The organism is Microcoleus sp. PH2017_28_MFU_U_A (genome assembly GCF_020738035.1).
GTDB lineage: Bacteria > Cyanobacteriota > Cyanobacteriia > Cyanobacteriales > Microcoleaceae > Microcoleus.
In genome coordinates this window covers 1-23679 of the sequence record NZ_JAEQCX010000061.1, presented here as the reverse complement: position 1 = coordinate 23679, position 23679 = coordinate 1, and the positions used below count along the sequence as shown (strand labels likewise).

13 protein-coding genes are annotated in these 23679 nt (G+C 46.0%); 7 read left to right on the top strand and 6 right to left on the bottom strand.

Annotation, left to right across the window (positions count from 1 at the left end):
* Positions 1-38: 38 nt before the first annotated feature.
* From glcD to JGK14_RS15660, 3 genes are all read right to left on the bottom strand, one after another.
* Positions 39-1514, bottom strand: a complete 1476-nt coding sequence (gene glcD, locus JGK14_RS15670; protein WP_325315254.1) for a glycolate oxidase subunit GlcD — start codon at positions 1512-1514, stop codon at positions 39-41.
* Between the two features lie 13 nt (positions 1515-1527).
* Complete coding sequence (locus tag JGK14_RS15665; RefSeq protein WP_325315253.1) at positions 1528-2391, bottom strand: DUF6671 family protein; 864 nt, start codon at positions 2389-2391, stop codon at positions 1528-1530.
* A gap of 283 nt (positions 2392-2674) precedes the next feature.
* Entirely contained in the window at positions 2675-3067 is a 393-nt protein-coding gene (locus JGK14_RS15660; protein ID WP_293150051.1) for a transporter, read from the bottom strand.
* Positions 3068-3224: 157 nt separating this feature from the next.
* On the opposite strand from JGK14_RS15660, the gene JGK14_RS15655 reads away from it, so the two are divergent.
* Together JGK14_RS15655 and JGK14_RS15650 are read left to right on the top strand one after the other, a co-directional pair.
* Entirely contained in the window at positions 3225-4403 is a 1179-nt protein-coding gene (locus JGK14_RS15655) for a glycosyltransferase family 2 protein (RefSeq protein ID WP_293181783.1), read from the top strand.
* A 263-nt stretch (positions 4404-4666) separates the two neighbouring features.
* Positions 4667-5347: a class I SAM-dependent methyltransferase gene (locus JGK14_RS15650; protein ID WP_293181785.1), complete on the top strand. Its 681-nt coding sequence runs from the start codon at positions 4667-4669 to the stop codon at positions 5345-5347.
* A 284-nt stretch (positions 5348-5631) separates the two neighbouring features.
* Here JGK14_RS15650 and JGK14_RS15645 read toward each other — a convergent pair whose 3' ends face one another.
* Complete coding sequence (locus JGK14_RS15645; RefSeq protein WP_293191417.1) at positions 5632-7599, bottom strand: hypothetical protein; 1968 nt, start codon at positions 7597-7599, stop codon at positions 5632-5634.
* A gap of 267 nt (positions 7600-7866) precedes the next feature.
* Between JGK14_RS15645 and JGK14_RS15640 the strand changes: the two genes are divergently transcribed.
* The gene (locus tag JGK14_RS15640; protein ID WP_293242100.1) at positions 7867-8109 is read left to right on the top strand and encodes a hypothetical protein; all 243 of its coding nucleotides are present in this window, start codon (positions 7867-7869) and stop codon (positions 8107-8109) included.
* A gap of 135 nt (positions 8110-8244) precedes the next feature.
* Positions 8245-8478 (top strand): hypothetical protein, encoded by a 234-nt coding sequence (locus JGK14_RS15635; RefSeq protein WP_293151796.1) that lies wholly within the window; start codon positions 8245-8247, stop codon positions 8476-8478.
* A 363-nt stretch (positions 8479-8841) separates the two neighbouring features.
* Here the strand turns inward: JGK14_RS15635 and JGK14_RS15630 are convergent, their stop codons facing one another.
* Positions 8842-9537 carry a potassium channel family protein gene (locus JGK14_RS15630; RefSeq protein ID WP_293181801.1) on the bottom strand — a complete coding sequence of 232 codons (696 nt, stop codon included), beginning with the start codon at positions 9535-9537 and terminating at the stop codon, positions 8842-8844.
* Positions 9538-9804: 267 nt separating this feature from the next.
* The gene (locus JGK14_RS15625) at positions 9805-11139 is read right to left on the bottom strand and encodes a TrkH family potassium uptake protein (protein ID WP_293218229.1); all 1335 of its coding nucleotides are present in this window, start codon (positions 11137-11139) and stop codon (positions 9805-9807) included.
* A 297-nt stretch (positions 11140-11436) separates the two neighbouring features.
* Here JGK14_RS15625 and JGK14_RS15620 point away from each other — a divergent pair, with 297 nt between their 5' ends.
* The 3 genes from JGK14_RS15620 (at position 11437) to JGK14_RS15610 (ending at position 23613) form a co-directional block, all read left to right on the top strand.
* Positions 11437-12390 carry a methyltransferase domain-containing protein gene (locus JGK14_RS15620; RefSeq protein ID WP_293191414.1) on the top strand — a complete coding sequence of 318 codons (954 nt, stop codon included), beginning with the start codon at positions 11437-11439 and terminating at the stop codon, positions 12388-12390.
* 299 nt (positions 12391-12689) lie between these two features.
* Positions 12690-13685 (top strand): homogentisate phytyltransferase, encoded by a 996-nt coding sequence (locus JGK14_RS15615; RefSeq protein WP_293206584.1) that lies wholly within the window; start codon positions 12690-12692, stop codon positions 13683-13685.
* A gap of 130 nt (positions 13686-13815) precedes the next feature.
* A complete protein-coding gene (locus tag JGK14_RS15610; RefSeq protein WP_325315252.1) occupies positions 13816-23613 on the top strand; it encodes a tetratricopeptide repeat protein in 9798 nt (3265 codons plus the stop codon).
* The last annotated feature ends 66 nt before the right edge of the window (positions 23614-23679 follow it).

Genomic DNA, 23679 nt, shown 5'->3' with positions numbered 1-23679 from the left:
TGTCGCCGCGGTTTCAACCGCCGTCTGCATCTGGGGATTTAAAAAACCTCCGCACCCTCCAACTTCTTCATAGTTTCAACCTTAGCCCTCGCCGCTTCCCCGCAAGTCTTCGGAGTCGGAAACATCTTTCCAGGATTCGCCAAACCTTTCGGATTAAAGACGTGACGCACCCACTGCATCGTCTCCAAATCTACCTCCGAAAACATATCCGGCATAAAACACTTCTTATCAGCACCAATCCCGTGTTCCCCCGAAAGACTGCCGCCAACTTTCACGCACAGCCTGAGAATTTCCCCGCCCAATTCTTCCACCTTTTCCAGCGCACCTTTTACCGAATTATCGTACAGAATCAGCGGGTGCAAATTCCCATCTCCCGCATGAAATACATTCGCAATTCGGTAGCCGTATTTCTCGCTCAAACCCTCAATTTCTTTCAAAACATAAGCCATTTGCGTGCGCGGAATTACCCCATCTTGCACGTAATAATCAGGGCTGAGATGACCCGCCGCCGCAAAAGCAGCTTTCCGCCCTTTCCAAATTTTCATCCGCGTTTCCGGATCGTGAGCCGTGGTGATATTTCGCGCTCCATTCTGCTTGCAAATATCAGAAATTCGCTGTTTATTTGTAGCAACTTCCACTTCTAAACCGTCGATTTCTACGAGCAGAATTGCTGCCGCATCGCGCGGATAACAACCAGTTGCTACGACATCTTCCACAGCATTAATGCTGATATTGTCCATGATTTCCATGCCGCCGGGAATAATCCCAGCACTGATAATATCGGAAACCGATTCGCCCGCTGCTTCTATGCTAGGAAAATCTGCCAACAGAACGCAAATAGATTCCGGCGCTTTCAGGATTCGCAAAGTAACTTCTGTGGCGATGCCTAAAGTGCCTTCGGAACCGACAAATACACCAGTTAAATCGTAACCTGGCATTTCGGGAATTTCGCCGCCGACATCGACAATTGAACCGTCGGGAATTACCAATTTCAATCCTAAAACGTGATTGGTTGTCACGCCATATTTGAGGCAGTGTACGCCACCAGAATTTTCGGCAACGTTGCCGCCAATCGAACAAATAATTTGACTGGAAGGATCGGGCGCGTAGTAAAAACCTGCGCCGCTAACTGCTTGCGTTACCCAGTTATTAATTACTCCCGGTTGTACGACTACTTGCTGATTTTCTAAGTCAACTTTCAGGATTTTTCGCATCAGGGCTGTGACAATCAGCACGCAGTTTTCTACAGGTAAAGCGCCGCCGGAAAGCCCGGTACCCGCACCTCTAGCCACCCAGGGAATGGAATTGCGATCGCAGATTTTGACCACATTTGCCACTTCCTCGGTAGTTCGCGGCAATACCACCAGGGCGGGGCGCTGGCGGTAGCTAGCAAGTCCGTCGCACTCGTATACAATCAATTCTTCGCGGCGCTGCACTACCCCGTTTTTGCCGACTACAGCCTCAAATTCTTTAATAACGGGTTTCCAGTTGCGTTCTGTTTCTACGGCTATCATTAGTAACTTAATTTTAAGGGTTGCAATACTGACACTGAGCGGGATCGGCAGTCTCTCGACCGTCGGGAAACAGTTCTTCTTTAGTATAACCGCAGTTTTTGCATAGATAAATTGTCGATCGCACTAGCTGAGTCGGAAAATAGCAAAGTCCGCAGGGCAACCCCATTTTCCTCTGGGAAATCTCAAATCCCGGCCAACCGCACTCCGGGCACAATTGCTTAAATTTTTTAACTAAATCGAGAGTTGCATTTTCGATGTTTTTCATCCGAGTGGGATTGTACATCGCCCGCATATCTGTTTCGACGTGAACTTTGCCAGTTGAGGATTTTGTTAAGCCTGCTGTCACCGCATCAAAAAGTTGTTTTTCTGTCACAATGCCCTTAACAATTTCACCCTTACCGAGTGCAGCATCGCCAACTACAACAACCAGTCCGTGTTCGGGAAATCCCGCTTTTTGGGCAAAATCCTCGGCTTCTTCTATACTTGCAACTAACTGGTGACTGTAATTAGTTTCCAATGACAAAGATTCGCCGACAAGTTCGATATTGTTAGCTCTATCTAATAAAATTACAATTTCTCTGTTGGCTGGCAGATACGGCATCATTGGGTGAGGGCCAAAAGTACCTTCGCTCGCAAATGCTAGAGTTTCGCCCGCAACTTCTAAAGCTTTTTCTGCTTTCTGGCGAGCCGCTTCTATTTGAGTACCTAAACGCTTAACTTCTCTAGTGAACGTGCCGAATGCGTCAGTATCAAAATTCGCAGGTACGCTAATTATAACGCCTAATTCTCGTTCCAAAATGGGAGCCATCACCCGTTCTTTTTGGTGCATAGTAGCAAGAACTGCGGTGCGATATCTCAATAATTGAAGTAGATTCATAGACTCAGAGGACAGAGACATATTGCAGCATTATTTCATAACAGAGGACTCACATACACCCTGCGACCTAAATTATCAATTCAGCACTCAATTATCAATCTTATACCATCTCAACTGTTGCTACAACATAATTTTTGAGTTGGTTTGCTCAATTTGCGATGGCATAGGTGCGTCGCAATGAGACGATCGATTTTATACTAGGGATTTTTAATTGCGAGGCACCCTACCGCTAAAATTATTCAATCTTCAATCTTCAATCTCAAATCTCAAATCTCAAATCGTGTTAATTGCCGCCAGTAACTCCCCCAGCCTGACCTCTGAGTACAAAAATTACTCCCGTCATAATTAGCCCCACGCCTACCAACCGCAGCGGTGGCAAAGGCTCGCCAAATACAATTTTGCCACCCAAAACAGTAAACAAGTAACTAATTGACAGTAAAGGCGAGACTATGCTAATGTTGGCGCGAGACAAAACTACGATAAAGCCGATCGAAGAAACTGCATACAAACACAGACCTCCAACTATCAAAGGCTGAGTTGCCATTGCGATAACTTTTTCAACTAAATTAGCAGCGCCAATCGGTCCTAATATTTTCGCTCCCGCTTTCAGACTAAATTGACCTACAACACTGCACAAAATAGCAGCGAGCAAAACTAGAAAAACGCTTCTACTCATAAGTTTAAGTAACCTATATTACAGCAAAAATTGCCATTCCAAAAAACTGGAAAAACTTAAATTAAGTTTTGTTGAGTTTTCTTCACCACTAATAATTTAAGCATAGATACTGGAACAGTAAGTATTGTCGATCGCCAGTAACGCCTGGAACAAACATATGGCAGAACAGACCAACACCAGCGAGGAATACAGTCTCGAACTCTCGATACTCATGCCCTGCCTCAACGAGGCAGAAACTTTAGAAATCTGTATCGAGAAGGCACAGAAGTCCCTGCGCGAACTTAATATTGCCGGCGAGGTCATCATAGCAGACAACGGCAGCACTGACGGTTCTCAAGATATCGCCACCCGATTGGGGGCCCGAGTCGTACCCGTAGCAGCCAAAGGCTACGGCAGCGCCCTAATGGGAGGCATCGTAGCCGCGCGCGGAGTTTATATTATCATGGGCGACGCTGACGACAGCTACGACTTTTCGCACCTCGGCGCCTTTGTCGAAAAATTGCGGGGAGGCTGCGATTTAGTCATGGGAAACCGCTTTCAAGGGGGCATCAAACCAGGGGCCATGCCGCCGCTGCACAAATATTTAGGAAATCCGGTGCTGACATGGGTTGGGCGGTTATTCTTTTCAAGTCCCGCCGGCGACTTTCACTGCGGGCTCAGAGGTTTCAGGAGAGACTCAATTTTGAAACTCGACTTGCAAACAACCGGTATGGAATTTGCCAGCGAAATGGTCGTCAAAGCCTCGCTGTACAAGTTGGCAATCACTGAAGTCCCAACCGTACTCTCTCCCGACGGCCGCAGCCGCCCGCCACACCTGCGAACTTGGCGAGATGGCTGGCGGCACCTCCGATTTTTGCTGCTGTACAGTCCCCGGTGGCTGTTTCTGTATCCCGGTACGGGGCTGATGATGTTGGGTTTAATAGTTGGCATTTGGCTGTTGCCCGGTACTCAAAAAATCGGGAGCATCAGCTTTGATGTACATACGCTATTGTATGCTGCGATCGCAATTATCGTCGGTTTTCAAGCCGTAACATTCGCTTTCTTCACCAAAATTTTCGCCATCAGCGAGAAACTGTTGCCGCAAGACCCCAAACTCAACAAAATATTTCGCTATGTCACCCTAGAGACAGGATTGATCGTGGGAATCACGCTAATATTAATCGGAATAATTGGCTCGTTCTTGTCATTAACTATCTGGAGCAAAACAGATTTCGGTTCTCTAGACTCCTCTAAAACTCTCCGTTTAGTTATTCCCTCCCTCACGTGCCTGACAGTAGGTTTGCAGATGGTTCTGTCTAGCTTTTTTCTCAGCGTTCTGAGCTTAAAACGTAGGTAAAATAATTCAACCTCAAATCTTATTACAATTGTCAGCAAAGATAATTTGAACCAGCCCAAAAACAGATACAGGCTGTCGGCGCATGGAGTGGATATCCCCAGACTTTAGACCAAATTTCAAGCTACCCAATTCATCTGTGGAGTAAATCTAAAATCTAAAATTTAAAATTCAGAATCGACAGACTTGTCCAAATGCTGCGTTAAAGCGATCAGGAACAATCAGACTTCACCCATCTAATCTGTACATCGAAAACCTCAAATCCTATGACAGTAACTGAAAACAATTCCAGCGAGTATATCGGCCCCAAGCTAGGTGGTTTCGCCACTAAACTATCTTGGTACGCCCGCCAAAAAATGTTTGATTTGCTCCTGGGATTAGCCAATCCCAGCGACGACACAACCGTCCTGGATGTAGGAGTAACTTCCGACCGTCGCGAAGATTGCAATTTCTTTGAAAAACTCTATCCATACCCCCATAAAATAACCGCAGTCGGCATGGAAGATGCTGCCTTTTTAGAAGAAGAATATCCCGGTTTAACATACGTCCGTTCCGACGGGTTGACTTTACCATTTCCCGACAAAAGTTTTGATTTAGTCGTGAGTTTTGCCGTAATCGAACACGTCGGCAATAGGACTCAGCAAAAAGCTTTTGTTCGGGAACTTTGCCGAGTCGGCAAAACTTGTTGCATCACCACTCCCAACCGCTGGTATCCCGTAGAATTCCACACTGCTGTTCCCCTAATTCATTGGTTTCCCCCTTCTTGGTTTCGAGCTTTGTTGAGATTGCTCGGCAAAAACTTCTTTGCCAAAGAGGAGAATCTCAACCTATTATCCGAGAAAGATGTGTTAAAGATGCTGCCAGCAGATGCTCAAGTTTCTACCAGACATTTTCGGCTTCTCGGTTTGATATCCAATCTGCTCTTTTATGTTAAAAATCCCCTTTGATTAGATAAGGATCGCGAATTAAATAACTTACAATTTTAATTGTTATTGTGGGATGGGCGTCCCGCCCATCCCACAAACTTGTGTAAATTATTTAATTTGCGATCCTTATTTAATTCTCATTCCTAAGACTCGGCGGTTGAAACCGCTACTACACAAACGAAGTCCGCCTCCGCGGACTAAAGAGTAAAGTTATTGTAGGGTGTGCAATGCGTACCTTACTGCTATGAGTAGCGTATCATGTAAGACTTTTTTCAGCTTGCTTTGATTCTAGCAACTGTTCAGAACTACAAACCCATAGAGATGGCTTTAGTTCCCAAATCTAACACAAAATTTTCTCCGTCTTCATAAAGTTTTTTGCGACTTTTTGCAAGTTGCCGCACGTTATCGCGAAAATCGTGAGAGAGTTTTGCTTGCAGTCGAAACCAAGATGACAATCCAGGCCCCGAAGTATCTACATCTGCGGGATGATTGAGACTCCAAGACGAATAAGCTATGTATCGAATAGATTTTGAAACTAAATAGTTTGCTAAGGCTTCAGGGCCTTTGAATACAGGCATACCGGGTGGCAAACTTGCTCCCCCCGGCCAGTCTGCTAGGAAAATTTGATTGCGTTTGAAGTCGAGGATAAAAGGTGCATCTAGTCTGGTCAAAACTGTTTCTCCCTGTGGCACAGACTCCTGTATTGCTACGTACTGCGACTTTTGCTTTGCTGTAACTAATGATGGATTTGTCAGCCCAAATTCTATATTTTTTACATAAGCTGAGTAAGTCTGTTTAGTGATAGCCCAGTTATAGCTAATTGCCAACCCCGCACAAAATACAGCAGCAATAAAAAAGTTGGCTGCTCCGTTTTTGTTTAATGTTCCTGTGTCGGTCATTGCTACCGCGATCAATATTAAAATTGCTGGGAAAAGGTGAGAAAACGAATAGCGAAAAGGGTCGGCATTTTCGGTAATTACACCTACAGCAATTGTCGCCAATCCCGCTGCAATTGTCATTGATAAAACTGCTTGGCGGTTCGAGAACGAAGGTTCTTCGGGTAAATTGCCAAACTTCCAAGGTCGGATGCTCAAGCTCAAACAGCCGAGAAATATCAGTATAAAAACATAAATACCTTGGAATGCTCTCATGGCGCTTTTCGCAGTTCCTAATAACGTCGAACCTGATTTGAAGGTAATGCCGTAGGCGGAGGCGTGATAGCCTTTTCCCAAAAGAGGATACAATAGAGTGCCTGAGGATTGATACATTGAAATCATCCAAGGCAGTAGAAATACTCCCACTAATACTGTTGTCAATACCAATTCAAATAAAACTTTTTGTTTGGATTCGGAGCTAATTAAATAGCAAATATAGCTGGTGGCAAATAGAAAGACACAGGCGGGTATTAGCGATGATTTTAAAGCACAAATAGCCGCTGCAATTAAAGCTAATATACAAGCATTTGCCGCCCAATGGTTGCGTTCTATCTCTTTACTGTCAAGCGTCCTGAACAAACTTACAAATAAAGCGACTGGCAGCATGAGACTTGTAGTGTTGGCTTTGGGAAGTGGAATCAAAAGCAAGAATAAAATAGTGAAGACGATTCGTTTGGTTGAAACTTTATTTTCTTTGAAAAATCCTAGGATTAGTCCGACAGTAATTATCAGGGGCAAAGCGGGGTCGATGAGGTTGAGATTAGTGTCGGAAAGTCCGCTTAAAATCAATGCTTGGAGAAATGACTGCCCACCTAAAGATACTATTCTTCGTTCGCTAAAAGGGTCTGAACCCATCGAACCGAGTTGCAGCATTTTGTGGGGAAATACTAAGTAACCGTGGTAGTCGTCGCTAGTATTAAATCCGTCAGCATAGACCATATTTGCAAAGTTGTGTCTACCTGTATAAAGCCATCCGGCGTATTGAATTAAAATTAGTAGACTAACTATGGCAATGGCTGCTAAGATGACTTTATCTTTGCGGCATTCTTGAAATAAGTGCCAGATATTATTAATAATTAATTGTCTGTGATTTATTAAATCTACTAGACAGTAAATGAGTCCCAAACCTAAAAAAAATAGAATTGTGGTTTGGGAAATAGTCCAGGTTGCATTTAAGATGCCGCCAATTAGAACGCTAAAAGCTAGACCCCAAGCGGCTCTTTGTCCCCAGTCAATTCGCTGGTTGGGAAACAGGATGTGGTTGAAGACTTTTCCCCAACCGATGAGGGATAGTAGCAGGCAAATACCGTAGGAAAATGAGATGAGGTATGACATCATTGCTGTAGGAGTTGTATCTATTAAATAGTTAACTTTTTAGTTGATTAGTTGTCAAGTGTCGGCTATTTTTATAGGGAGGGTTTTCGATTATACAATAGAGGGTGGTTTTCGTCAATTTATTGTTGATTGTTTATATTAATTAATGGCGATAGAAAAGGCTGTTAATGGCTTGGGAATTTATTTTTTAGTGAGAGATGGGGAAGCAAAGATCGATCGCACGCTCGAACACAAAAAGATCGATCGCCCAGCAATATCTTCTTTCCTGCGATGGAGGGAAAGGTTAGCGGGGCGATCGGCATTCTACAGACATCGTGTCTGTACAGACAGCAAAAAGGCAGGCTACCGGAAATCGGCCCAGCCTTTGTACTTTCGGATTTTGTCGGGAATCTATTGCAGAAGTGCGATCGAGGGTGCATCGCAGTTCATCTCCAGGTATTCGGCTGCGATCGCGAATGCCGAAACCAAAATTCCCAAATTCTGCCTTCGGAGAGAGTCGAAGCTCAAAATTAAACAAGTGTGGCTACAGCTTATCAATGACCTAACATTAAATTTTATCAAAGATTCTGGTACGTTTCCGAATTTTTCATGTATCGTTACAATATGCTCATCTGCCATATCTAAAAAAAATTTAATGAGGTAAAAGCCATGATCGCAAGTTGCTTGATTCCGTTTACGCTCTGCTTGCTCGCTGGACTCGTGACTGCTGGGACTGACAAGAGAACGCTAGACGGGATTCCGGCTCCCATAGCTGCAATTATTGGGGTGTGTTCGTTAATTTGGTTTTTTGCGGTCTGTCCTTGGCCTGTTGAACTCGCTCTAGTGTTGGTGGTGCTGGTTTTTGGCAAAGCTTATTTGCAAGATATCTTGAAAGTCGGTTGAATTCTGAGGGCTAGCGCTCCTAGATTTGGGCTTGCGCGACGATCGATCGTTGGGTGCTTCTATTTTCTTCAAAAATTTTCGATTGTGGCGATGGTTTCCGTTGTGTTTTGCGAGCAAACCGCCACGGCCAAAGCAACCGCAGCATTGGTATTTTTATTTAGGAATGATAATTAAATAACTTACAATCTTTATTGTTATTGTGGGATGGGCGTCCCGCCCATCCCACAAACTTGTGGAAGTTATTTAATTCTCATTTCCTAGCTAGGGCTTGCAATTCAAGTCTCAGGTGGTGCCTCGATCGCAGATAATATAAGGTGCGCTTGCGGCGCACCCTAGAGATCGAGCAAGTAAAATGGCGATCTGTTAAATTGGCAAGCGATTGATATCTTTATTAGAACCAATTACTACCATCACCTCGCCGTTTTTCAAGCGTTCGTTTGGCTGGGGATTGATCTCGAACTTGTCGGCGCGACCGACTGCGAGCAAGTTCAAACCGTACCGGCGCCGGAGATCCAAATCCGCAATGGTTTTACCGTCAAATTTTTCAGGAACGAGCAACTCAACAATGCTGTGATTTGGGTCGAGGTCAAAGCGTTCTAAAATGCTGGGTTGTGTAAGAATGCGGGCTAAAGAGCAGCCCATTTCTCGTTCGGGAAAAACTACATGATCGGCGCCGACTTTTTTCAACAGTTTTAAGTGAGTTTCCGAGGAAGCTTTGGCGATGACGTGAGTTACCCCGCCTTCCTTGAGGTTGAGGGTGGTGGTAATGCTTTCGGCGAGGTAATTGCCGATCGCCACAATCACTGTTTCAAATTCAAATATACCGGCTTCCTGTAGAGCGCTAGGCTCTGTAGAATCTAACTGCAAAACGTGAGCCGAAATGCGATCGCTCAAAGCTTGAGTTACTTTTTTTTCGTCGGTGTCAACTCCCAGGACTTCGTAACCCAAGCCGTGGAGAGTCGAGCACACAGCTCTGCCGAAACGTCCCAAACCAATAACTGCAAACTGCTTGTTTTCCGCGCGCAAACTGCGGAAAAATCTTAAAGATGAAAGGTTCACGCTCATATTCAGCGCTGAAGGTCTGGATATTCAAATTTTAGCATAGACAGCGCTGCCTCCTTTTGATTTTTGAGTAAATAGTAAAAGTTGATTTGGGTTGTGATATCGTTTCCGGTTGCATCGGAATTATATATTTGAATCGTTGAGCGTGCGAGCGTCTCGCTCGCGGCCTGAATCGCGAGCGAGACGCTCGCACTACATAATTCCGATGCAACCGGATTTGATATGACCCATTGTTTAGATTATCAGCAACTGGGCAGGATTTTGCTATCCGACTAACAAACTTTCCTCAGCATACTTAAAAGTTCTGGGTTTGGGGTCGCCGAATGCGGCACTCATCAGCAGCAGCACGCCAACCCGGCCTATGTACATTGTCGCAATCAAAATTAATTTGCCGATCGCCGAAATCTTGGCTGTAATCCCTGTGGAAAGGCCGACCGTGCCAAAAGCTGACACTGCCTCAAACAGCACTTGGATAAATTCTAGTTCGGGATTGGTCAGTTCAATTAAAATTGCAGATGAGAAGGCGACTAACAGCGAGCCGAAGACTACGCTAATGGTTTTCAGAATCAGGGCTGCTGGGATTTGACGCTGATAGGACTGCACCTGTTCCTGACCTTCGAGAACTGCTGCGGTACAGCTAAACAATATCCTAAAAGTTGTGGTTTTGATGCCGCCGCCGGTGCTACCGGGACTGGCGCCGACAAACATCAGCGCGATGGTCAAAAATAGCGCGGCTTCGCTCATTTTTCCAATGTCAATTGTATTAAATCCTGCCGTGCGGGGCGTCACAGATTGAAACCAAGCTGCCATCACCTTTTGAGGAAAATTTAGAGGCCCGAAAGTTCCTGGGTTGTTGTATTCCAGCACTAAATATGCTAGGGTTCCTAAAATTAAAAGGACAGCAGTTGTACTGGTAACGACTTTGAAATTCAGGGAAAAAACTGTGCAGATGGGGCTTTTGTTGAAGCGATCGCGCAGCCACAGGTACATTTCCATAATTACTTGATAGCCGATGCCCCCAAATACGATCAATCCGGTGACTGTGAAGTTAATCACAGGCGAATTGACGTAGCGGATTAAATTATCTGAATAGATGCTAAATCCGGCGTTATTAAAAGAATTCACACTGTGAAAAATAGCAGACCAGAGACCGTCTTTAAATCCGTATTCTGGGACAAAAACTAACATCAGCAAAAACACTCCAGTCAATTCAAACAAAGCGGTTGTTGCTAGAATTGACTGCACGAGTTGTAATACTCCGGCTAGTCCCGATTTGTCAAGTGATTGTTGCAGGGCAATTTTGTCTTTTAAACCAAAGCGGCGGCCCAATAGCAGCAGTAAGAAGGTTGTGGCTGTCATGTAGCCCAAGCCTCCTATTTGCACCAGTAACACGAGGCACAGTTGCCCCCAAAAAGAGTAATATTTTCCGACATCTACAACCGACAACCCTGTGACGCAGACAGCGGAAGTAGAGGTAAAGAGTGCTGTGATTGGATCGCTCCAAGTTCCATCAATTGTGGAAAATGGCATCATTAGTAGTAGAGCACCTGCGGTAATGACGGCGATGAATCCTAAACAAATAGTTCGCGAGACAGTCATTCGATTTTAGATTTTAGATTTTAGATTTTAGATTGGGGATTTTGAGATTTTGAGATTTTGGGATTTGGGATTTGGGATTTGGGATTTGGGATTTGGGATTTTAGAGGGAACCCACAAATCGATTTTAGATTTTTGATTTGGGATTTTAAAGGGAACTCACAAATCGATCGCCTGGCCCGAAATCAGGATATCTCTGCGAGTGCGAGTGCCGGCTGTCGATCGCACTTTCGCCGCCAAGTTCGATGACAACAACGGGACAATCACGGTAGAATTCCTGTAACAACTTGCGATCGTGCGATGACATCAACACTTTACCAGCAAATTCAGCAACTCTACGACGCTTCTAGCGGTTTGTGGGAGCAGGTGTGGGGCGAACATATGCACCACGGTTACTACGGCCCGGATGGAAACTTAAAGAAAGAGCGCCGACAGGCTCAGATAGATTTGATCGAGGAACTGCTCTCCTGGGCCCGAGTGCCGACAGCCGGAGCGCTATCAGAACCTTACCGCATTCTGGATGTCGGTTGCGGCATTGGTGGGAGCACGTTGTATTTGACCGAAAAGTTTGGTTCGATCGCGCAAAATAATTTAAAGTCGGATGATGGGGTCGATCGCGATTTTAGTCGATCGTCGGAACCAAATCAAAAGGGCGATCGGGTGACAGCCACCGGCATTACGCTGAGTCCGGTACAGGCAAACAGAGCAAAGGAACGCGCTAAAATTGCTGGACTGGAAAGCAATGTTAACTTTTTAGTAGCAGATGCTTTAAATATGCCTTTTCCTGATGAGTCCTTCGACTTGGTTTGGTCGCTCGAAAGTGGGGAACATATGCCCGACAAAATTAAGTTTTTAGAGGAATGCTGCCGCGTGCTCAAGCCGGGAGGAACTTTGATTTTGGCAACTTGGTGTCACCGCCCGCTGGGAGAAACAGCGGGAGAATTGACTGATGCAGAGAGGAAGGAATTGGCAGAAATTTACCGAGTTTATGCTTTGCCTTATGTGATTTCTTTGCCGGAATATGAGGAGATTGTCCGCAGTTTGCCTCTGACAAGTATTCGCAGTGCTGATTGGTCAAAAGCTGTGGCTCCTTTTTGGGATGTGGTGATCGATTCTGCTTTGACTCCGAGCGCGATTTGGGGTTTGTTGACGAGCGGTTGGACGACTATTCAAGCTGCACTTGCTCTGGGGTTGATGAGTCGGGGATATGAGAGCGGATTGATTCGTTTCGGGCTGATTTGTGCTGTAAAATAAATGGAACAGTTGACAGTTGACAGTTGACAGTTGACAGTTGACAGTTGACCGAAGGAAGAAGGAAGTTCGGCAACGGATGTAACGGATGTAACGGATAGAAGGAAGAGGGAAGAAGGAAGGAAGAAGGAAGAGTTGACAGTTGACCGAAGAAATGAAGTAAAAAGGAAGAAAGAAGGAAGGAATGAAGGAAGAAGGAATGAAGAAGTTCGGTTGATGATATTTCTGGCGGCAAGTTCAATCAAGTAAGGTGGACAATTTCCATCTTACTTAATATTATTTCTGGTGCGTTTGTAGGATTTATGAGCAACGATTCGATTGGTAAGTCTTGGATTGATGAAAATGGCTCGGCTCCGCAAAGCTGGGTGAGCGCTTTTTGGGAGTTTTCTCGGCCGCATACGATTATCGGCACTACCTTGAGTGTACTGGCTTTGTATGCGATCGCTCAAAGCACTCGATTATTTGTGAATCCGATATTTCTGCCGCTAGCATTTGCTTGGTTGGCTTGCATTTGTGGCAATATTTATATTGTGGGATTGAACCAGTTAGAAGATGTTGAAATTGATAAAATTAATAAGCCGTATTTGCCGATCGCCTCGGGAGCGTTTTCTCGCAAAACTGGGGAGTTGATTGTAATTGCAACGGGAATTATAGCGGTTGTGACTGCTGTTTTGCAAGGCCCGTTTTTGCTGGCTACAGTTGGCGTTAGTTTGGCGATTGGGACTGCTTATTCTCTGCCACCAATTCGGTTGAAGCGGTTTCCTTTTTGGGCGGCGCTGTGCATTTTTACGGTGCGCGGGGCGATCGTCAATTTAGGGCTGTTTCTACACTTTAATTGGGTTTTGGGTTTGGGAAGGGCGAAAAGCGTTTTTACTGGCTGGAGCTTAAATAGTCTGTCTTTGGCGATTCCGGCGGAAGTTTGGGTGCTGACGGTTTTTGTGATCGTGTTTACTTTTGCGATCGCCATTTTCAAAGATATCCCTGACATGGAGGGCGACAAGCAATACAATATTACTACGTTTACGATCGAGTTGGGCAAGCAGGCTGTGTTTAATTTGTCTCGCTGGGTGTTGACGGTTTGCTATTTGGGCGCTACTTTGGCGGGAGCAGTCGTGTTGTCTAATGTTAATTTAGTGTTTTTGACGGTTGCTCATTTGGTGGCTTTGGGTTTGATGTGGTTTTGGAGTGTCAAAGTTGATTTGGACGAGCAGAAAGAAATTGCTGATTTTTATCAGTTTATTTGGAAGTTGTTTTTCTTAGAATATTTGATTTTTCCCGCAGCTTGTTTGTTGGGATGAAGGCAGTTGGCAGTTGGCAGTTGGCAGTTGGCAGTTGGCGGTTATTGTTAGAGTAAAAAATAACAAACAACAAATAACAAACAACAAATAACAAACAACAAATAACAAACAACAAACAACACAGACAACTATGGCTTCTAAGAAAAAATTCCAAAAATCTGCCGTCAAAATGCGTGCTGAAGATTCTTTGAAGATAGCTTGGGAATATCATCAAGCGGGGCGTTTGTTAGAAGCTGAAAATTTGTACCGGCAAATTGTGGAAGCGCAGCCGGAGTCAGCAAATGTGTTGTGTTTGTTGGGAATTGCAGTCAGACAGCAGGGAAAAGTGGCTGAGGCGATCGACTTTTACGATCGCGCGATCGCCCAAAACCCCGATTTTGTAGAGGCACATTTAAACAAAGCCCATGTTTTGATGGATGTCGGCGCTACTCAAAGGGCGATCGCCAGTTACGAACAAGTCATCCAACTTTCACCAAATACCGCACTAGCATACAATAATTTGGGCTGGCTCAAACAGCACTTGGGCGAAATAGACTCGGCAATTTCATATTATCAAACAGCGCTCCAGCTCGACCCAAACTTGCTGGAAACTGCACACAATTTAGCAGGCTTATTAAAAGACAAAAATCAATTAAATGAGGCAGTTGCCTGTTACCTGCACGCTTTAAAAATTAATCCAAAATTGACATATTCTCTAATCGGATTGGGAAGAATTTTTCAGCAGCAAGGTAAATTGCCCGAAGCTTTCGACTGCTACCAGCAAGCTATAGCATTAGAGCCTAACAATCCCGAAGCTCAGAACAATGTGGGAGCATTTTACCACGAACAAGGTAATACTAAAGCAGCAATTTCCCACTACCGACAAGCATTAAAACTTAAGCCGGACTTCGTGGATGCTATTAACAACCTCGCCCACGCTTTGGTCGATTTAGGAGAATTTCAAGAGGCTTTTGCTTGTCACCATCGAGCCTTGGAATTGCAGCCAGACAACGCCATCGCACACCTGGAATTAGCCTTGACTTTACTATTGTTTGGAGATTTCCAGCGCGGTTTTGCTGAATATGAGTGGCGGTGGCGCACTTCGCAAGTAGAACCGAGACAATTTCCACAGCCGCTTTGGGATGGTGCGGATTTGCAGGGTAAAACTATTTTACTCCACGTCGAGCAAGGCTTCGGCGATTCGATTCAGTTTATTCGCTACGCGCCGATGCTTCGCAGCCGAGGTGCTAAAGTTATCGTGGCTTGCTATCCGGATTTGATGCGGTTGTTTGCGACTGTTGTCGGGATTGAATATTTATCAGTTTGTTTTGAGGATTTGCCAGCATTTGACTTTCACGCACCGCTGATGAGTTTGCCGAGGATTGTGGGGACAACTCTGGAAACAATTCCCGCAAATGTTCCTTATTTAGCTCCGCCTGCTGAGTGCAGTTTTGCACTTGCTTCTGATGCAAAGTTAAAGGTGGGGATTGTTTGGGCGGGAAGTCCGCAGCGCCGTAAAGATAATCAACGTTCTTGCAGTTTAAGCGATTTTATGCAATTCTTGGATGTTCCGGGAATTGCTTTTTATAGTTTACAAAAAAACTTGTCGGAGTGCGATCGCACTTTGTTGCACCAGCATCTAGTCCCGGATTTGAGCGCGCATCTGAACGACTTTGCTGATACGGCTTCTGCTATATCTCAATTGGATTTAGTGATTACTGTCGATACTTCTGTGGCACACTTGGCTGGTGCTTTGGGTAAACCGGTTTGGGTGCTGCTGTCTTTTGCTCCTGACTGGCGCTGGCTGCTGGATCGCGAAGACAATCCTTGGTATCCAACTGCAAGGCTTTTCCGCCAAAGTCAGCCGGAAAGTTGGCAAGAATTGTTTCAGGATGTGCAGGCGGCTTTGAGTTTATTTGCGATCGCAAATTCTGCTACTTCTGCTGAGGATGCTGCCAAAAATCTACCTCTGGAAATGACAGGCGCTAGCTTGGTTGAGGAAAACAAACAAATATTTGTGACTGCGGGCGAAGCTTTAGGAAATGACTCAGCAGCCAAGCATTTGCAGGGAATTGAGATATCTGTTGTCGCAACGGGCGACGAAAATTCGGCTGTTTTAGATGATTTATTGCAACAAGCAGAACATTTAATGGAAACAGGCGATAAGCTAGAGGCGATCGCCCTTTACGAACAAATTATATCTCTCGCTCCCAATTGTTTCCAAGCCCGAATTAATTATGGTTTTCTCAAACACGAAAATGGGGAATTAGATGCAGCCATTCCGCATTACCAAGAAGCTTTAGCGATCGCTCCCAATATTCCTCAAACAGCTTACAACTTGGCAAAGATTTTTGAGGAAAAAGGTCAAGTGGAACAGGCGATCGCACATTACGAACAAGCTCTGGCTGCTGAAGCGGATTTCGTGCCCGCACTGATTAATTTAGCGGTGGCGCTGCAAGAAAAGGGCGAACTGTTAAGGGCGCTCGATTTGTACCGCCGAGCGCTGGAAATTCAACCCCATAGCTGGGAAGCTTACAACAATCTGGCAACTGTTTTGCAAGAACAGGGCAATTTAGAAGAGGCACTGGAGTATTATCACAAAGCGCTGGAATTGCTGCCGGACTTTGTGGAAGCTATCAACAATTTAGGCAGGACTTTTCTGGAAAAAGGCGCAGTTGAAGATGCGATCGCCTGCTACAGACGGGCGATTCATTTGAATCCGGATCATGCTAGCGCTCACCTGAATTTGTCCTTGGCTTTGCTGTTGGCGGGAGATTTGGAAAATGGCCTCGCTGAATACGAGTGGCGCTGGGCAATTAAAGACTTTAAAACAGGCCATTCCTGTTATTTGACGGCACCGGGAAATACACTTTCGGCGAGAGAATACCGGCCGCTGTGGGATGGTTCCAATTTGCAGGGAAAGACTGTTTTGCTGCACGCAGAACAAGGTTTAGGCGATTCGCTTCAGTTTATTCGCTACGTTGAGATTGTCAAAAATCAAGGCGGCAGGGTAATTGTTGACTGTTACCCGCAATTGCGCCGTTTGTTTGCCATGGTTGATGGCATTGATTTGTTGATAGTTAGAGGTGAACCGCTGCCGGAATTTGACGTGCAAGTGCCGATGTTGAGTTTACCCTATGTTCTCGGTACAAGGCTCTCAACAATTCCGGCAACTACTGCTTATTTATCTCCCCCTCCGGATGCTGAATTTGCGCTTTTGCCCGATCGCAATTTGAAAGTTGGGATTGTCTGGGCGGGGAATCCCAAACACCGCAAAAATATGCAGCGTTCTTGCGGTTTGAGCAAGTTTCTGCCGCTTTTGGACGTTTCGGGGGTAACTTTTTACAGCTTGCAGAAGGAGGTTTTAGAGGCCGATCGCGCGCTGTTGAATGGAACGCCGATCGTCGATTTGAGCCCGCATTTTGGTGATTTGGCTGATACTGCTGCTGCGATCGCCAAACTGGATTTAGTAATTACTGTCGATACGGCTGTCGCCCATTTGGCGGGGGCTTTGGGCAAACCGGTGTGGGTTTTGCTGGCGTTTTCCCCGGATTGGCGGTGGTTGTTGGAGCGCGAAGACAGTCCTTGGTATCCCAGTGCAAGGCTGTTTCGGCAACGGGAAAGGGGAGGCTGGGAGGGTGTTTTCGCTAGGGTGGCGGAGGCTCTAGGCGCTGTTTCTGCTGAATTTGTGCCGTCGGAGGCGGCGGATTGGGAGTTGCAGTTGGGCCGAGATTTGCAACAGCAGGGCAATTTGGGCGGGGCGATCGAGTGTTACCAGCGGGCGATCGCGATCGATCCGAATTATGCAGCCGCCCACAGCAATTTAGGTGTTGTCAAACAGCAAAGCGGGCGGTTAACAGAGGCGATCGCGCATTACCGACAAGCCCTAGAAATCGACCCGAATTTGGCTGAAACTGCGAGCAATTTGGGCAGCGCGCTGGCGGAAGCAGGGGAGAATGAAGGTGCGATCGCCCAATACCAGCGGGCGCTGTCTTTGAACCCGAATTGCGCGGAAGCGCTGGTTAATTTGGGCCTGCTGCGGGAAGAGCAAGGGGATGTGGGGGAGGCTGTCAGGTTGTACGAGCAAGCGATTCAAGTCAATCCTGATTGTGCTGTGGCTTATTTGAATTTGGGCATTGCTTTGGAGGAACGAGGAGAGGAAACGGGCGCGAATTACGATCGCGCGATCGCAAATTACGAACGGGCGATCGCGATCGATGTCAATTATGTAGACGCCTTGCACAACTTAGGATACGCCTCGATCCGACAGGGCAGAATTGCAGATGCGATCGCCTATTACGATCGAGCTATGGCGGTGCAACCAGATTTAGCCGAAACTCTGATCGGTTTGGGGAGTTCCCTGCAACAGCAAGATAAGTTAGATGAGGCTCTAGCCGTCTGCCAGCAAGCAATTCAGCAGTTGCCATCCCATGCTGGCGCTCGCTGCAATCTGGGAATTGTCCTGCACAAACAGGGCAAAATTGCAGGTGCGATCGCCTGTTACCAGCAAGCTTTGAGCCTGCAACCCGACTTTCCCGAAGCTTTGAACAATCTGGGTAAGGCTTTTGAGGAAGCCGGAAATATGGCAGAGGCGATCGATTGTTACCGTAGGGCGATCGAGTTGAAACCGGGTAATATGAATCCCCTCAACGGTTTGGGGAAAGTGTTGCACCAAGGCGGCCAATTTGCGGATGCTGTCACCTGCTACAGTCAAGCAGTTCAATTCAATGCGACTAACCCAGAATCTCACCTAAATTTAGGTTTGGCTTTGCTGCTGTCTGGAGAGTTGCAGCGCGGTTTTTCCGAGTACGAATGGCGGCTCCTAATTAAAGAAAAAGAGTTTCCGTGCCACAACTTTATTCAGCCGATTTGGGACGGCAAAGATTTGGAGGGAAAAACTATTTTGCTTTGCCCGGAACAGGGTTTGGGCGATGCAATTCAGTTTATCCGCTACGCAGATTTAGTCAAGCAAAAAGGCGGCAAGGTAATTGTTTGGTGTTTGCCGCACTTGCAGCGGTTGTTTGCCCAAGTTTCGGGAATCGATGAGTTAATAATTAATCCCGACGATGCGCCTGATTTTCAAGTTCATACGCGGTTAATGAGTTTGCCGCACATTCTGGGAACAACTTTAGATACTATACCAGCTAATGTTCCTTATTTAGCTCCGCCACCCGGTTTGGAATGCGCTCTTCCGAACACTCCTAATTTGAAAGTAGGGATTGTGTGGTCTGGAAATACTCAACATTCACAAAATAAGGTACGATCGTTCCCGCTAGATTTGTTGGCAAAACTGTTAGAGATTCCCGGAGCAGATTTTTACAATTTGCAAAAGCAAATGACAGCAGACGAGCGCGCTTGGTTAGATCGAATGCCCGTCACAGATTTAAGCTCTAATTTGCACGATATGGCAGTTACTGCTGCGGTAATCTCGGCTCTGGATTTAGTCATTTCGGTAGATACTTCTGTAGCGCATTTGGCGGGTGCTTTGGGCAAACCCGTATGGATTTTGCTGTGTTTTGTGCCGGATTGGCGGTGGATGTTGGAGCGCGAAGATAGTCCTTGGTATCCCAGTGCAAGGCTGTTTCGTCAGTCAGCAGCGGGAGATTGGGATGGAGTTTTAGATCGGGCTACTTTGGCGCTTGAAGCAAAAATTCATGAGCATCAGGAAGCTCGACAACCAATAGAAATTCAGTCTAATATTGAGTTAGCTAAGAAACAATTCGATCGCGCAAATCTGCTGAAATCCCAAGGAAAGCTTGCCGAGGCGATCGCATATTTCAAGAATGCTTTAGTTTTGCAGCCAGATTCCATCGAGTCCGCTACTAATTTAGCCGTCACGCTACACCAAACAGGCGATTTAGCCGAAGCTGCCAACTATTATCAGCGCGCGATCGAAATTGACCCGAACTGCGCCCAAGCGCAAAATAACTTGGGTATTTTGCTGCAAGATCGGGGAAATATCGCCGAGGCTGTAATTTGCTTTCAAAAGGCGATCGCCCTAAATCCCGTTTATGTCAAAGCCCTGAACAATCTCGGCGCGACTCTCCAGCAGCAGGGCGAGATTCAAAGTGCGATCGTCTATTTTCAGCAAGCACTTTCCCTCAATGCCAATTACGTACCCGCCCTCGTAAATTTGGGCGTGGCGATGCAAGCAAAATGTCAGCCAGCGGAGGCCGGGCGGCTTTACCAGCGTGCAATTGAAGCAGAACCGAACAATTCTAAAGGACACTATCACCTGGGAAATTCATGTTTGGCTGCGGGCAAAATAGAGCAGGCAATTTCTAGCTTTGAGGTAGCAATATCTTTGCAGCCAAATTATGTAGAAGCCCTGACTAATTTAGGCAGTGCCGTGGAACTATTGGGAGACGTAAATCGGGCAATTTCATGTTACAATCAAGCTCTCGCAGTAGCTCCAGACTGTGTTAAAGCTCACTTCAATTTAGGCTTAGTCTTGCTGTTGACAGGTGACTTGCCGCGCGGCTTAGCAGAATACGAGTGGCGGTGGCACACAGATCAGGCGAAAAAATTGCCGCGGTTGAATTTTGACAAGCCAGTTTGGGACGGTTCAGATTTGAACGGACAAACTATTTTACTCCGCTGCGAACAAGGTTTGGGCGACGCAATTCAATTTGTCCGCTACGCCACAATTGTCCAGCAAAAGGGCGGCAAAGTCATTATATCTTGCTATCAAGAACTGAAGCGTTTATTTAAGCAGATTCCTGGTATCGAACAAGTGGCGGTGCGGGTGGAAGAATTGCCCGATTTTCAAGTACAAGCACCGCTGATGAGTTTGCCGCACATTCTCGGAACAACTTTAGACAATATACCCGCCAATGTTCCTTATTTAGCGGCGCCGCCGAATTGGCAATTTTCGCTAAATTGCGATCGCAATTTCAAAGTAGGGATTGTCTGGGCGGGAAGTTCGGAACATTTGAAGGATTTTGTGCGATCGAGCGATTTCAGCTATTTCTTGAAATTCTTAGATATTCCCGGTGTCAGTTTTTACAGTCTGCAAAAAGAAGTGTCGGCGGATGACATGACTTTGTTAACTCAAACTTCTGTCATAGATTTGAGCGACAATTTGAACGATTTTGCCGATACTGCGGCGGTGATATCGCAACTAGATTTAGTTATTTGCGTCGATACCGCTGTGGCGCACTTAGCCGGTGCGTTGGGCAAACCTGTCTGGATTTTGCTCTCATTTATGCCCGATTGGCGGTGGCTGCTGACACGGGAAGACAGCCCTTGGTATCCCACTGCGCGGTTGTTTCGGCAGTCAAAACCTGGTGATTGGGATGGCGTGGGCGATCGCATAAAAGTCGCTTTACAAGAGTTAATTCCCACTCCCACTGAGGCTAAATCATCATCAAGTGCGATCGCAGAAATAGACGTACAGTTTCACATAGCAAAGGCATTACAAAAACAAGGTAACAAAGCAGCCGCCGCGCGCTACGAACAAATAATTGCCACCTCACCCAACCACGCCGAAGCCCACACTTATTTAGGTTATCTCAAACAGGAAAACGGACAAATAGCCGAGGCAGTTTCGCACTACCAGCAAGCACTCGCAACCAATCCCAACCTGGGCAAAACCAACTTATATTTAGGTTATGCCCTGGAATCACAAGGAAGAGTTGCGGAGGCGATCGACTGCTATACTAAAGCAATTCAACTATCTCCAAAATCTCCAGATTTGCGTTTGAGACTAGCATTTGCTTTGCTGTTGACTGGCAATTTCCAGCATGGTTTTGCCGAGTACGAATCGCGCTGGCACACTCAAGAATTAGAACAACAATATACCAATTACCCGCTTTGGGATGGTTCAGATTTGCAGGGAAAAACAATTTTATTGCACCCAGAACAAGGTTTTGGCGATGCGATTCATTTTATCCGCTACGCACCTTTAGTCAAGCAAAAAGGCGGCAAAGTTATGGTTGCTTGTCATCAATCGCTGAAGCGTTTGTTTGAAAAAGTGGCAGGCGTAGATAATGTAGTCACAAATCCGCAGAATTTGCTAGATTTTCAAGTGCAAGCGCCGCTGCTAAGTTTGCCGCGAATTCTGGGGACGACTTTGGAAAACATACCTGCAAATATTCCTTATTTAGCTGCGCCCGATGATTGTAAAATTTCCCTAGGATCGAACAATAAACTAAAAGTAGGTATTGTGTGGGCGGGCGGGCCACTGCACCGCAAAAATCACGAGCGATCCTGTAAGTTGAGTGAGTTTTTGAAGTTTTTAGATGTTCCGGGCGCGAGTTTTTACAGCCTTCAGAAAGATTTGTCGGCGGGCGATTTAACTTTATTGAATCAACAGCAAATCCCCAATTTAAGCGAACATTGCCTCGATTTTGCCGACACCGCAGCGATTATTTCACAACTGGATTTAGTAATTTGTGTTGATACTGCGATCGCCCACTTAGCCGGTGCGTTGGGCAAACCTGTCTGGATTTTGCTCTCCTTTATGCCCGATTGGCGGTGGATGCTGACACGGGAAGACAGCCCTTGGTATCCCACTGCGCGGTTGTTTAGGCAGTCACAGGCGGGTGATTGGGATGCCGTGGGCGATCGTATAAAAGCAGCCCTAGAACAGCTAATTACCCGTTTCCAGGCTCTACCTACTAACGCATATCCAGAGGCTCAAACTGAAAATCCCCTCTCACAAACTCCGCTACAAATAATAGAAAATACTCATTCCCAGACTCTACCTGGTAATATATATCCAGAAGTTCTTCCTCAAAATATCCCCCCAGAAACCCCGCCACAAATAACAGGAATCGGCATCAGTTGGCCAGTCAGCATCACCAGCGGCTGGGGCATTTACGGCATGAATTTAACACTGCAACTGCTGCGAAATCCCGCCTGGGAAGTTGCACTTTTAGTACCGCCGTCCATCACCTCAGAATCCATCAATCCGCTGCACAAATCACTCTTGTCACCCGCAGTAGAAAAGCAGAAACAATTTCAGGAATTAGTAACAGCAAATTCCGACAAACAAATCAGTTGTAACTTTCCTGTACTTTACGCTTTGGGGAATAACTTAGCATCCTCGGGAGTTGAAAATCACCTAATCAGCCCTTGTCAAGTAGGAGTCATCTTTTTTGAAGACACCCGCATTACCGCAGCAGCCCTAGAAACAGCCAAAAAATATCGCGCCATTGTCGCCGGCTCCCACTGGAATGCCGATGTTTTGAGAAGCTGCGGCTTGACTAACGTCGCGATGGTAAATCAAGGAATTGACCCCACAATTTTCCATCCTGCACCTAAATCTAACTTATTTGGCGATCGCTTCGTCATCTTCTCCGGCGGCAAACTCGAATATCGCAAAGGGCAAGACATTGTAATCGCCGCTTTCAAACGATTTCGCGCCAAACATCCAGAAGCTTTACTACTAACAACATGGCACAACTTCTGGCCTCAGTATATGCTAGGAATCGAACAAACCGGAAATGTTGCGGGACTTCCCAATATCAACCGCGACGGAAGTTTAGGAATTTCGCAATGGTTGGCGGCTAACGGCTTACAAGTTGAATCTTTTATCGACATCGGTTTAATTCCCAATCACCTCGCCGGACAAATATTGCGAGAAGCCGACTGCGCTGTTTTCACCAATCGCTGCGAAGGCGGCACTAATTTAGTCGCAATGGAAAGTATGGCTTGCGGAATTCCTACTATTTTATCAGCAAATACCGGACATTTAGACTTAATTTATAGCAATATTTGCTATCCTTTGTCGCATCAAGGACGAGTTAAACCGACTGCTCATTTTCCTGGTGTAGAAGGTTGGGGAGAGTCTGATGTTGAGGAAGTTGTCGAGGCTTTAGAGCAAGTTTATACTAATCGCGAAGAAGCGAAACGTCGCGGTTTAGCAGCGGCGAATTTTATGCTCGATTGGACTTGGGAAAAACAAGTTAAACGCTTTTTGAATATTATTGGCGGGCTATATACATAATTCCCGTAGGGGCGGGTTCACCAACAATAATCGCCCCAAAACTAACAATTTCAAAAACCCGCCCTC

Bases quoted from the DNA above. Each gene is read 5' to 3' on its own strand.
- glcD (WP_325315254.1), bottom strand. From the start codon at position 1,514: ATGATAGCCGTAGAAACAGAACGCAACTGGAAACCCGTTATTAAAGAA.
- JGK14_RS15665 (WP_325315253.1), bottom strand. From the start codon at position 2,391: ATGAATCTACTTCAATTATTGAGATATCGCACCGCAGTTCTTGCTACT.
- JGK14_RS15660 (WP_293150051.1), bottom strand. From the start codon at position 3,067: ATGAGTAGAAGCGTTTTTCTAGTTTTGCTCGCTGCTATTTTGTGCAGT.
- JGK14_RS15655 (WP_293181783.1), top strand. From the start codon at position 3,225: ATGGCAGAACAGACCAACACCAGCGAGGAATACAGTCTCGAACTCTCG.
- JGK14_RS15650 (WP_293181785.1), top strand. From the start codon at position 4,667: ATGACAGTAACTGAAAACAATTCCAGCGAGTATATCGGCCCCAAGCTA.
- JGK14_RS15645 (WP_293191417.1), bottom strand. From the start codon at position 7,599: ATGATGTCATACCTCATCTCATTTTCCTACGGTATTTGCCTGCTACTA.
- JGK14_RS15640 (WP_293242100.1), top strand. From the start codon at position 7,867: ATGGAGGGAAAGGTTAGCGGGGCGATCGGCATTCTACAGACATCGTGT.
- JGK14_RS15635 (WP_293151796.1), top strand. From the start codon at position 8,245: ATGATCGCAAGTTGCTTGATTCCGTTTACGCTCTGCTTGCTCGCTGGA.
- JGK14_RS15625 (WP_293218229.1), bottom strand. From the start codon at position 11,139: ATGACTGTCTCGCGAACTATTTGTTTAGGATTCATCGCCGTCATTACC.
- JGK14_RS15620 (WP_293191414.1), top strand. From the start codon at position 11,437: ATGACATCAACACTTTACCAGCAAATTCAGCAACTCTACGACGCTTCT.
- JGK14_RS15615 (WP_293206584.1), top strand. From the start codon at position 12,690: ATGAGCAACGATTCGATTGGTAAGTCTTGGATTGATGAAAATGGCTCG.
- JGK14_RS15610 (WP_325315252.1), top strand. From the start codon at position 13,816: ATGGCTTCTAAGAAAAAATTCCAAAAATCTGCCGTCAAAATGCGTGCT.